Origin of the sequence: Rhodococcus wratislaviensis (genome assembly GCF_041228765.1) — a bacterium.
GTDB lineage: Bacteria > Actinomycetota > Actinomycetes > Mycobacteriales > Mycobacteriaceae > Rhodococcus_F > Rhodococcus_F wratislaviensis.
The window spans coordinates 8,154,977-8,166,401 of sequence record NZ_CP150488.1 but is presented as its reverse complement, the minus strand read 5'-3'; the positions used below and the strand labels follow the sequence as shown (position 1 = coordinate 8,166,401).

Annotated in this window: 12 protein-coding genes; 10 read left to right on the top strand and 2 right to left on the bottom strand. The window is 66.8% G+C overall.

Going from position 1 to position 11,425, the window contains the following annotated elements:
- Positions 1 to 2: 2 nt before the first annotated feature.
- Entirely contained in the window at positions 3 to 1,472 is a 1,470-nt protein-coding gene (locus WKC72_RS37280) for an aldehyde dehydrogenase (protein ID WP_370181275.1), read from the bottom strand.
- Between the two features lie 113 nt (positions 1,473 to 1,585).
- Here WKC72_RS37280 and WKC72_RS37275 point away from each other — a divergent pair, with 113 nt between their 5' ends.
- Together WKC72_RS37275 and WKC72_RS37270 are read left to right on the top strand one after the other, a co-directional pair.
- On the top strand, positions 1,586 to 2,485 hold the full coding sequence (locus WKC72_RS37275) for an SDR family NAD(P)-dependent oxidoreductase (RefSeq protein WP_370181274.1): 900 nt from the start codon (positions 1,586 to 1,588) through the stop codon (positions 2,483 to 2,485).
- 598 nt (positions 2,486 to 3,083) lie between these two features.
- A complete protein-coding gene (locus WKC72_RS37270; RefSeq protein WP_112299681.1) occupies positions 3,084 to 3,494 on the top strand; it encodes a hypothetical protein in 411 nt (136 codons plus the stop codon).
- A gap of 28 nt (positions 3,495 to 3,522) precedes the next feature.
- Here the strand turns inward: WKC72_RS37270 and WKC72_RS37265 are convergent, their stop codons facing one another.
- A complete protein-coding gene (locus WKC72_RS37265; RefSeq protein ID WP_370181273.1) occupies positions 3,523 to 4,125 on the bottom strand; it encodes a TetR/AcrR family transcriptional regulator in 603 nt (200 codons plus the stop codon).
- Positions 4,126 to 4,209: 84 nt separating this feature from the next.
- Between WKC72_RS37265 and WKC72_RS37260 the strand changes: the two genes are divergently transcribed.
- From WKC72_RS37260 to WKC72_RS37225, 8 genes are all read left to right on the top strand, one after another.
- Positions 4,210 to 5,427 carry a cytochrome P450 gene (locus WKC72_RS37260; protein ID WP_370181272.1) on the top strand — a complete coding sequence of 406 codons (1,218 nt, stop codon included), beginning with the start codon at positions 4,210 to 4,212 and terminating at the stop codon, positions 5,425 to 5,427.
- A 63-nt stretch (positions 5,428 to 5,490) separates the two neighbouring features.
- On the top strand, positions 5,491 to 6,051 hold the full coding sequence (locus WKC72_RS37255; RefSeq protein WP_007300914.1) for a TetR/AcrR family transcriptional regulator: 561 nt from the start codon (positions 5,491 to 5,493) through the stop codon (positions 6,049 to 6,051).
- Between the two features lie 5 nt (positions 6,052 to 6,056).
- A complete protein-coding gene (locus tag WKC72_RS37250; RefSeq protein WP_112299684.1) occupies positions 6,057 to 7,283 on the top strand; it encodes a cytochrome P450 in 1,227 nt (408 codons plus the stop codon).
- Positions 7,276 to 8,061, top strand: a complete 786-nt coding sequence (locus tag WKC72_RS37245; protein ID WP_370181271.1) for an SDR family oxidoreductase — start codon at positions 7,276 to 7,278, stop codon at positions 8,059 to 8,061. The genes WKC72_RS37250 and WKC72_RS37245 overlap by 8 nt, the downstream gene beginning before the upstream one ends.
- Positions 8,058 to 9,410 carry a cytochrome P450 gene (locus WKC72_RS37240; protein WP_005262924.1) on the top strand — a complete coding sequence of 451 codons (1,353 nt, stop codon included), beginning with the start codon at positions 8,058 to 8,060 and terminating at the stop codon, positions 9,408 to 9,410. The genes WKC72_RS37245 and WKC72_RS37240 overlap by 4 nt, the downstream gene beginning before the upstream one ends.
- Positions 9,410 to 9,625 carry a ferredoxin gene (locus tag WKC72_RS37235; RefSeq protein WP_005244574.1) on the top strand — a complete coding sequence of 72 codons (216 nt, stop codon included), beginning with the start codon at positions 9,410 to 9,412 and terminating at the stop codon, positions 9,623 to 9,625. The genes WKC72_RS37240 and WKC72_RS37235 overlap by 1 nt, the downstream gene beginning before the upstream one ends.
- Positions 9,625 to 10,173 carry a nuclear transport factor 2 family protein gene (locus WKC72_RS37230; protein ID WP_112299687.1) on the top strand — a complete coding sequence of 183 codons (549 nt, stop codon included), beginning with the start codon at positions 9,625 to 9,627 and terminating at the stop codon, positions 10,171 to 10,173. Before WKC72_RS37235 ends, WKC72_RS37230 begins: the two co-directional genes overlap by 1 nt.
- Entirely contained in the window at positions 10,167 to 11,423 is a 1,257-nt protein-coding gene (locus WKC72_RS37225; RefSeq protein ID WP_370181270.1) for a hypothetical protein, read from the top strand. Before WKC72_RS37230 ends, WKC72_RS37225 begins: the two co-directional genes overlap by 7 nt.
- Positions 11,424 to 11,425: the final 2 nt, after the last annotated feature.

Genomic DNA, 11,425 nt, shown 5'->3' with positions numbered 1-11,425 from the left:
TACTATTGGGCCGGTTCCGCGACCAGCTTGGTTTCCAGGTATTCCTCGAACCCGGCCACACCCATTTCGCGGCCGATTCCGGAGTGCTTGTAGCCGCCGAACGGCGCGTCGGCGGAATACCAGACACCACCGTTGACGCTGAGTGTTCCGGTGCGCACGCCGTCGACCACTCGCTTCACGCGTGCGGGGTCCGTGCCCCACACCGACCCGGACAGCCCGTACGGCGAGTCGTTGGCGATGCTGATCGCGTCCTCGTCGCCGTCGTGGGGAATGATCACCAGCACGGGTCCGAAGATCTCTTCGCGCGACACCCGGGCGGTGTTGTCGAGGCCGGTGATCAGGGTGGGTTCGACGAAGAATCCGCGGTCCCGATCGGCCGGGCGGCCGCCACCGACGACGATCGTGCCGCCCTCTTCCCGCGCGAGTCGCAGGTAGTCCTCGACGCGGGCGCGTTGCCGCGCGGAGATGAGGGGACCGCAGATGGTGCCGGATTTCGTGGGATCGCCCGCGTGCAGTCCGCTGAGCGTCCGGGCCGTGGCCTCGACCGCCTCGTCGTACTTCTCGCGGGGAACGAGTAGCCGGGTGGTGATGGCGCAACCCTGCCCCGCATGGGTGGAGACGGTGAACGCGGCGACCCCGCACGCGCCGGCGAGGTCGGCGTCGTCGAGCACGATGAACGCCGATTTGCCGCCGAGTTCGAGGAACACCTTCTTCAACGATTCGGACGCCGCCGCCATCACGGCCTTGCCCGTGGCGGTCGACCCGGTGAAGGACACGAGGTCCACGCGGGGGTCGGTGGAGAGCTGAGCGCCGAGGGAGTGGTCGCTCGACGTGACGATGTTGACCACACCGGCCGGGAGGTCGGTCTCCTCGGCGATCAGGTGCCCGACGAGGGCGGCGCACCAGGGGGTGTCGGGCGCGGGCTTGAGGACCACCGTGTTGCCGGCCGCCAGTGCGGGGCCGATCTTGGCGAAGTTGATCTGGTGCGGGAAGTTCCACGGCGTGATGGCTCCGACCACGCCGACGGCCTCCTTGAGGACGCGTCGGCGGGTCTTGATGCCCATCGGTTCGGCGATGCCCAGATCCTGTTCCCAGGAATAGCTTTCGGCGAGGTCCGCGAAATACCCGAGGTCGGCGACCGGGCCTTCGAGTTGGGGTCCGCTGGTGAGGAAGGCGGGGGCGCCGACTTCGGCGATGGTGATGTCGCGCAGTTCCTCGATGTGGGATTGCAGCACGTCGCGCAGCTGCCGCAGGCAGCGGGCGCGGAAGACGTGGTCGCGGGACCACGTGGTGTCGTCGAAGGCCCGCCGGGCCGCGGCGATCGCGGCGTCCATGTCGGACGCCGTGGCGTCGGCGGCTCTCCCGAGTACCTCCTCGGTGGCCGGGTTGATCACCTCGAACGTGCCGCCGGAACCGGGAATCAGTTTGCCGTCGATCAGGAGAGCAGAGCTGTCGGTGGGGCGCAGAGTCATGGATTTTCGCTTCCGAATCGGGTGAGTGTCACAGCGATCTCTGAAAACTGGACATGTGTCTGGACTATAGTTTGAACAACTGGATGCCGCAATGACGAGTTGCCGGAGGTGCGATGAATTCACGCGACGAGAGACGGCTGGACGGGCGAGGCGCCGTCGTCACCGGCTCGAGCCGGGGGATCGGCCGTGCGGTCGCGCACGCTCTCGCGGCCGAGGGGGCCGGTGTGGTGGTCAACGGCCGTGATCCGGACGCGGCGGAGAAGGTGGCCGACGAGATCGTGCTCGGCGGTGGCCGGGCGATCGCGGTGGCTGGTTCGGCCGCCGCCGACGGCGTCGCGGAGGCCCTGGTCGACGCCGCGGAATGTGTGTTCGGCCAGGTGGACGTGCTGATCAACTGCGCCGGCGTCGCGGAGCCTGCCGGGTCGTCCATCCTCACCGTCACCGACGAGCAGTGGCGCGAACTCGTCGATGCGCACCTGACGGCGACGTTCCGCACGTGCCGGGCCGCGGCGCCCCTGATGGCGGAACGGGGGCGCGGAGCGATCGTGAACACGAGTTCGTTCGCGTTCCTCGGCGACTACGGCGGAACCGGATATCCCGCCGGCAAGGGAGCGGTCAACAGTCTGACCCTCGCCATCGCGGCCGAACTGGCCGAGTCCGGCGTCCGCGCCAACGTGGTGTGTCCCGGCGCGAAGACCCGACTGTCTGTGGGTGCGGAGTACGAGCAGCACATCGAGGAATTGCACAGGCGGGGCATGCTCGACGACGCAATGCGCAACGGCTCGCTGCATCCTGCGCCCGCGGACTACGTCGCCCGGCTCTACGTGTTCCTGGCGAGCGACCTCGCCGCCGGAATCACCGGCGGGATCTTCGCCGGATCAGGGTGCTTCGTCGGCAGGTTCGACCGGCCGGATCCGACTCTGCTGGCCTACCGCGACCACGAGACCGAGCCGCCGTGGTCGCTCGACGAGCTGGCGGAGTTGGTGGGTTCCGGGCACTGTGAGCGTGATTGAATTTGTCCGGCATCGCATGGGCCGAGACTTCGTTCGTAGGCGGCCGACGACATGTCCCGGAATGAGCAGCCCTACGTCCCGTAGGGATAAGTCTTTCGGATTCCGTGCCGCTACCATGGAATGCATCACGCCGCGGGAACTCGACGCCTACATCGGCAGAACCCGCGGCCCGCACGGACGAGTGAAATCGTCCCGGCGCACGCGGCGGGCGACGCTGCGTACGGATCAAGGTCGAAAATAACACGAGCGCAACGGATTCGGTAATCACGTCGCTCTGGCGGCGGAAAGCGGCTCGCGCAGTTGTGGACCGAGCGGAGCGGCCGGGGCACGGGTACCCCTCTCGGTCACCGCCAGTGTCGCCTCTCCACGTGACGGCGGGCTAGGGGACAAGGTCATCTCCCTCCGACGTACCGAGGACCAGGGCGCGCGAGGGATTCGCGGCAACCGAACAGTCTCGCCGGCTGTGTCCGGTGGCCTTCTCGACCGGAACATTTGGATTCCAGGTGGGTGGGAAACCCCGCGGTTTCGACGCGAACGCACACCGAATCGGCGGACAATGAATGCACCCGGCAGTGGGTTGCGGCGAGGAAGGGGCGTCATGTCCGAAGGTTCGTCGGTCAAACAGGGCGTCGCGGCGGGGACCGTGATGGGTGCAGCGGTCATCATGGTCACCGTCGGACTCCTGCAGTTCTTCCAAGGGCTCGCCGCGGTCTATGAGAACGAGGAGTTCGTGGTGGGGGTGGAGTACCTCTACAAGTTCGACTTCACGGTCTGGGGCTGGATCCATCTCGTGCTGGGTGCGGTGGTCGCGGTGACCGGCCTCGCGTTGTTCACCGGCGCCGCGTGGGCCCGGGTGTCGGCGATCGTGATCGCCGCGATCTCGATCGTGGCCAATTTCCTATGGCTGCCGCACTACCCGTGGTGGTCGGTGCTCATCATCGCGCTCGACGTGGTGGTGATCTGGGCGATCTCGACGTGGCGGCCGAACCCTTCTGACGCCTGGGCCTGAGAACGGTGACAGTAGGGGTGGTGGCCTTTCAGGACGGGGTGTGCGTTCGCTCCGGCCACCCGACGTTGGACAGTGCTCCGCGCAGCACCGATTCGTAGATCGAGTCCAGGTCCAGCTCGTCGCCGAGGAAGTCGGTGTTCACCAGCATGACGAAGCCGTGCATGGCGGCGAAGATGCTGACGGCCGCGTCGAGGGTGTCCTCGGGCGGCAGTCCGCACGACGCGAGCATCGTGCGCAGTGCCGTGTTGGCGTCCAGTGCGGCGGAGATGAAAGCGTCCCGGTCGACGGGGCTGGTGGTCAGCGTCTGATACCGATGCGGATGCTCGGTGGCCCAGACGCGGTGCGCGTCGACGAGTGCGCGGAGGCCGTCGGGACCGGTTCGGCCCATGGCGATCTCGCGCAGGTGTGCACCGAGTTCCGCCATGGTGCGCACCTGGACCGCGCCGCGGATGTCGTCGAGGTTGCGGACGTGGTTGTAGAGCGACGCGGTGACGACGTTCAGCCGGGCGGAGAGGCTCGTCATCGACAGCGCCTCCCAGCCGAGTTCGTCGATGATCTCGATCGCGGCATCCACGACCTTGTCCCGCGTGAGTGTGCGACGTCGGATCGGTCCGTTCTGCCCTTTCGCCATGGGCCCAGCATAAGGGCTTCCATTACAAATGAAAGTGTGTAGTTTAAGACGCATCCCATTCGTTTATCGATCGAGGAGCAGTGTATGACCGCGTCTCGGATTGATCTCAAATCCCCCGACGTCTACGCGGAAGGGGTCCCCTACGCGTTCTTCGACCATCTGCGGGCGAGCGAACCCGTCTATTGGCAGCCCGAGGAGAGCGGCACCGGGTTCTGGGCGGTGACCAAGCATGCCGACGTCGTCGCCGTGTCCCGCGACAGCGCGACGTTCTCGTCGGCGGTGGGCACCACCCAGATCGACGATTTCGACGAGCAGACCCGAGCGAAGCAGGCCGCCATGCTCGTCAACCTCGACCCACCCGACCACACCAGGCTGCGACAGCTCGTCAGCCGCGGATTCACCCCGCGCACAGTCAAAGTGCTCGAGGGTCACATCCGCGACATCTGTGCCCGGATCGTCGATCGGCTGCTCGAGGCGCGCGACGTCGACTTCGTTCCCGAGGCGGCGGCGCCGTTGCCGCTCGAGGTCATCGCGGCGCTGCTGGGTGCGCCGGCTGGGGACGTGGACAGGCTGTACGACTGGTCCAACCGGATGATCGGTTTCGACGACCCCGAGTACGGCACCACCCAGGCGGACGGCGAGATGGCCGCGGCCGAGATCTTCCTGTACGCCAACGAGCTTGCGGCGCAACGCCGCGTCGAGCCTCGCGACGACATCGTCACCAAGCTCGTGCAGCCGGACGAGAACGGCGACACGCTCACCGAGATGGAATTCAACATGTTCTTCGTGCTGCTCGTGGTGGCGGGGAACGAAACGACGCGCAACGCGACCGCCGGCGGGATGCAGGCCTTCATCGACCATCCCGACCAGTGGCGACGACTGCAGTCCGAGCCGGAACTGGCTGCGAGCGCGGTGGAGGAGATCCTCCGATGGGTGACCCCGGTGATGGACTTCCGGCGCACCGCCACCCGGGACGCGTACATCGGCGATCAGTTGGTCAGGGCAGGCGACAAGGTGGTGATCTACTACCCGAGCGCCAACCGGGACGAGGATGTCTTCGACGAGCCGTACCGGTTCGACATCGGCCGGAGCCCCAACCCGCAGATCGCGTTCGGCGGTAGCGGGGTGCACTTCTGCCTCGGCGCCCACCTGGCGCGGCTCGAATTGAAGATCCTGTTCGAGACGCTCGCCGCGCGGATCGACCGCGTGGAACCGACCGGGCCGGTGGTCCGGCTGCGGTCGAATTTCATCAGCGGCATCAAGACGATGCCCGTGCGAATTCACCCACGCAGTCCGGTGTGAGAGCCCGATTTTCGTTGCCAGCCGACGTTAACTGTAGTAGCGTCCAGACACGTGTCCAGTAGTATGAATTTCGAGTCCACCCGCCGCCGTCTGACCGAGAAGCAGGCCGACACCGTCGACCGCCTCACCAAAGCGGCAGTCGAAGTACTGCGTGAAGAGGGATTCGCCGGACTCACCGTCCGCTCGGTGGCCGGCATCGCCGGGGTCGCGCCCGCGACGGCCTACACGTACTTCTCGTCCAAGGAGCACCTCGTCGCCGAGGTCTTCTGGCGCCGGCTCGCCGCCTCACCGCAGCCGGTGGACGAGGGACTCGATCGCACCGGACGCGTGGTCGCCGTGCTCCGCCACATCGCTCTCCTGGTGGCGGACGAACCCGAACTCGCCGGGGCCGTCACCAACGCGCTGCTCGGCCGTGACCCCGACGTGGAACACCTCCGCGCCCGCATCGGGCTGGAGATCCGCGACCGCCTCGCCACCGCACTGGGCGACGGCCACGATCCCGACGTCCTCGAGGCGCTGGAGCTGCTGTACGCCGGCGGCCTGGTCCGCGCCGGAATGGGATACGGGTCCTACGCCCAATTCGCCGATCGACTCGAAACTTCCGCCAAGCTGATTCTGGAGTAGATGCCATGACCGCAGCCTCGATGCCCGGGGTGTCACACAATCCGGTGACGTTCAACCCGTACGACTATGGCTTCCACGAAGATCCGTACGTCACGTATCGAAGACTGCGGGAAGAAGCACCCCTCTACTACAACGAGGAACTCGACTTCTGGGCATTGTCCCGGCACGAGGACGTCGTCGCGGCGTTCCGCGACAACCAGCGCCTGTCGAGCGCGAACGGGGTGTCGCTCGATCCGGCGGCCTACGGTCCGCACGCCCACAAGACGATGTCCTTTCTCGCGCTGGACGATCCGCGGCACATGCGGATGCGACAGCTGGTGTCCCGCGGCTTCACCCCGAGACGGGTGAACGAACTCGAGGGGCGGATCCTGGATCTGACCCGGCAATACCTCGACCCGGCGCTCGCGGCGGGCGAGTTCGACTGGATCGGCGAGTTCGCCGGCAAGCTCCCGATGGACGTGATCTCGGAACTGATGGGGGTGCCGGAGGCCGACCGCGTCGAACTCCGGCGGCTCGCCGACCTGGTGGTGCACCGCGAGGAGGGCGTCCTCGACGTGCCCCACGCCGCGATGGAGGCGTCGCTCTACCTCGTCGGCTACTACGCCGACATGCTGGCCGAGCGGCGCAGGAAGCCGACCGAGGACCTCACGTCCGCCCTGCTCGAGGCGGAGATCGACGGCGACCGGCTCACCGACGACGAGATCATCGCGTTCATGTTCCTGATGGTGGTGGCGGGCAACGAGACCACCACCAAATTGCTCGGCAACGCGCTGTACTGGGGTTTCCGCTATCCGGGCCAGGCTCGGCACGTGTTCGAGGATGCGAGTCGCGTGCCGGAGTGGGTGGAGGAGACCCTGCGTTTCGACACGTCCAGTCAGATGGTCGCGCGGACGGCGTCCGTCGACCTGGACTTCCACGACCGGACGATTCCCGCCGGCGACAAGGTGCTGATCCTCATCGGCTCCGCGAACCGCGACTCGGCGGTGTTCGAGGACGCCGACGAATACCGGATCGGCCGGGACACGTCCAACAAGCTCGCGAGCTTCGGCGGCGGCACCCACTTCTGCCTCGGCGCCCACATGGCGCGGCTCGAAGCGCGGATCGCCCTCACCGAACTCGTCTCCCGCATCGACGACTACGACATCGACGAGGCGAACAGTGTGCGCGTCCACTCGACCAACGTGCGCGGTTTCGCCACCCTCCCCATGAAAGTGCAGGTCCGCGATGCCTAGGTTCGAGCCCAACCCGCAGCGCCGCCCGTCGATCGTCGCCGGGGCGTCTTCGGGCATCGGCACGGCGACCGCCTATGCGCTGGCCGACGCCGGTCATCCCGTCGCGCTCGGGGCCCGCCGGGTGGCCGAGTGCGAGGAGATCGCGGAGAAGATCCGCAGCAACGGGGGAGAAGCGTTCGCGCACTACCTCGACGTCACCGACACCGCATCCGTCGACGAATTCGTTTCGGCGGCGGAGAAGGCGCTCGGCCCCACCGAGATCGCGTTGTCGGGGGCCGGCGACCTGGAGTTCTCCGTCGCCCACGAGATGGACCCCGACCAGTTCCTGGGACAGGTCGACGTCCACCTGGTCGGTGCGCAGCGTCTCGCGCACCGCCTCCTTCCCGGCATGATCGAACGCAGGCGCGGAGACTTCGTCCTGATCGGATCCGATTGCGCCGACACCCCCCGGCCCCGGATGGGCGCCTACAACGCCGCGAAGGCCGGCGTCGAGATGATGGGCCGGCAGATGCGAATGGAACTGGAAGGCACCGGCGTCCGGGCGTCGGTCGTGCGTCCGGGACCCACGCAGACGTCCATGGGGATGAACACCACCGAGGAGGTCATCGGACCCGTCCTCGAAGACTGGGCGAAATGGGGATTCGCCCGGCACTCGTACTTCCTGCGCGCCTCCGCGATCGCCGACGCCGTCGTCGCCACCGTCAGTGCGCCCCGCGGCGCACACATGGTGCTGATCGAGGTGCAGCCCGAGGCGCCCCTGCGAAAGGATGGAGAATGAACCTGGCTACCCCGCAACGTGTGTCCGGCGGTGAGCACGAGCACGGACACCTCGAAGAATTGCGCACCGACCCGATCGCGCTGATGCGCCGCGTGCGGGAGGAATGCGGCAACGTCGGCGTCTTCCAGCTCGCGGACAAGAAGGTGGTGCTGCTGTCCGGCGCCGAGGCCAACGAATTCTTCTTCCGCTCCACCGACGAGGATCTCGACCAGCAGGCCGCCTACCCGTTCATGAAGCCGATCTTCGGCGAGGGCGTCGTGTTCGACGCGAGCCCCGAGCGTCGCAAGGAGATGCTGCACAACCAGGCGCTGCGCGGCGAGCAGATGAAGGGCCACGCCGCGACGATCGCCCACGAGGTCGACCGCATGGTGGCGCAGTGGGGCGACGAGGGCGAGATCGATCTCCTCGAATTCTTCGCGGAGCTGACCATTTACACGTCCTCGGCCTGCCTGATCGGCACGAAGTTCCGGGAGCAACTCGACGGCCGGTTCGCGCACCTCTACCACGAGCTCGAGCAGGGCACCGACCCCATCGCATATGTCGACGCCTACGCCCCGATCGAGAGCTTCCGCCGACGGGACGAGGCGAGGGTGCAGTTGGTAGCCCTCGTCCAGGAGATCATGAACGGGCGCATCGAGAACCCTCCCCAGGGCAAGGAGGACCGGGACATGCTCGACGTGCTCGTCTCGATCAAGGACGAGGACGGCAACGAGCGCTTCACCGCGGACGAGATCACCGGCATGTTCATCTCGATGATGTTCGCCGGGCACCACACCACCTCCGGCACCGCGGCCTGGACCCTGATCGAGCTGCTGCGGCACCCGGACTATGCGAAGCAGGTGGTCGCCGAACTCGACGACCTCTATTCGGACGGCTCCGACATCAGTTTCGGGGCGCTCAGGCAGATCCCGAAGCTCGAAGCGGTACTGAAGGAGACGCTGCGGTTGCACCCGCCGCTGATCATCCTGTTGCGCGTCGCGCGGGGCGAGTTCGAGGTCGGCGGCTACCGGATCGCCGAGAACGACCTGGTGGCGGCCACACCGGCGATCTCCAACCGGATCGCCGAGGACTTCCCGAACCCGGACACGTTCGATCCCGAACGTTACATCGACCCCAACCAGGAAGACATCGTCAACCGCTGGACCTGGATTCCGTTCGGCGCAGGCAGGCACCGCTGCGTCGGGGCCGCGTTCGCGCTGATGCAGCTGAAGGCAATCTTCTCGATTCTCCTGCAGGACTGGGAGTTCGAGATGGCGCAACCCTCCGAGACGTACCGCAACGATCACAGCAAGATGGTGGTGCAGCTGCAGCAGCCGTGCACGGTGAGGTACCGGAAGCGAAGCACGTGATGAAAGTCGAAGCCGATCTCGACCTGTGTCAGGGTCATGCCGTGTGCGAGATGGAGGCACCCGACGTCTTCGTCGTCCCGAAACACGGCAAGGTCGAGATCCTCGACACCGACCCACCCGAGAACCTGCGCGCGGAAGTCGAGAGCGCCGTGCGTTTCTGCCCGACCCAGGCCCTGCGGATCCTCGCGGACGACGACTCTGAAGGAGATAGCTGATGGTGCAGTTCGATCGTGCGGAGCTCGACGAGATGGTGCAGCGCTGGGTGGACGAGAACAAGCGGTGCGAATCCCTCGGCGACTGGAAGCCGCTGGCCGAGATGTACACCGAGGACGCCACGTACGGATGGAACTACGGGCCGAAGGACGACTTCATGGCCGTCGGCCGGGACGAGATCCGCGACCTGGCGCTCGGGCAGGAAATGGACGGGCTCGAGGGCTGGGAGTATCCGTACCAGCAGTTCGTCATCGACGATCGCAGCGGCGACGTCATCGGATTCTGGAAGCAGGTGTCCGAACGCACCCGCAACGACGGCACGCACTATCAGGTCACCGGAATCGGCGGCAGCTGGTTCCGGTACGGCGGAAACTTCCAATGGTCCTGGCAGCGTGACTTCTTCGACTTCGGCAACGTCTCGAGCCTGTTCCTCGAGATGATCACGAACAACGCGATGTCCGACGGCATGAACGCGCGGATCCAGCGCGCGACGTCCGGCCGGCTGCCGGGGTGGTATCCGGTCGGCAAGGCCCCGGTCCCGCTGTGGTGAGTACGGTGAAGGTTCCGGTGTCATTCGCCGATCTGTCCCGCGCGGATCTCGCGATTCTCGTGCCGGAACTGCTCCTGTGCGGTCATCTCATCGATCGATCCGGTATGCCGCACCTGATCGGGGCGTTCGGTCGCGAGGGCATGACGCAGGTCGCGATCGAGGAGTGGATGGCGTCGAGCCCCCTCTACACGCGGCGGATGCAACGCGCGCTGGGATTCGAGGGCGACGGCGTCGTCACGATCTTCAAGGGTCTGCAGCTCGACATCGGTGCGCCGCCCCAGTTCATGGACTTCCGGTACCGCGTCACCGATCACGATCACGGCGAATTCTGGCTGGATCACTGCGGCGCATTGATGGACGTCGAACCGATGGGCGACGAGTACGTCACGGCGATGTGCCACGACATCGAGGACCCGACGTTCGACGCCACCGCCCTGGCCACCAACCCGCACGCGCAGGTGCGTCCCGTGCACCGTCCGCCCCGCAGACCTGCGGACCGGACACCGCACTGCCTCTGGACGGTCACCATCGACGACACCAACGTGCCACCTCCGATTCCGGAAGGGCTGGTGACAGTGGGGAAGTCGCAGGCAGCGACGGTCGAGTTGTCGCCGATCGACACCGTCGGGCCGGGGCGGCACGACTACGCGGGCGCGCTCCTCGACGACCTGCGGTTCCCGGACTTCTCCCATTCGGCTCTGACCCGGATGGCGGAGGAGGTGTGCCTGCAGCAGCACCTGCTGACCCTCGGTTTTCTGCTCGCGGTGCGGGCCCGCACCGACGCGGCGGCCGCACTCGACATCGCACGCAAGCAACTCACCGGCATCGCCGGCCTCACGTCGGAGCGGATCCGGAACGCGCTCGGGCTGCCCGCGGACCTCGAGGGTCTCGCCGTCGTCCTCGCTGTGCATCCGGCGTTCAATCCCCATCAGTACGTGGACGTCTCGATCACCCTCGGCGACCGTCTGCTGCTGACTCTCGGACGCGACTGCGGAGCCGGGGAGGACGGGGCGTGGCCGTCCATGATCGACGGCGAGCACCTCGGGCCGCTGAATGCGCTCGTGCGCGGGGTGTCGCCGCGCTTCGCGGTGCGGGTGGTCGAGGAGACGGATACGGCGCTGACCGTGGAGGTCGTGACCGGTGAGCCGCCCGCGAAGGAAGCACCCGAGGTGGCGCTCACCCGGTTCAGCACCGGAGCCGACTTCGCGTTCACCGATCGAGGAATACCCCTACCCCTCACAGTCGTCTGAGA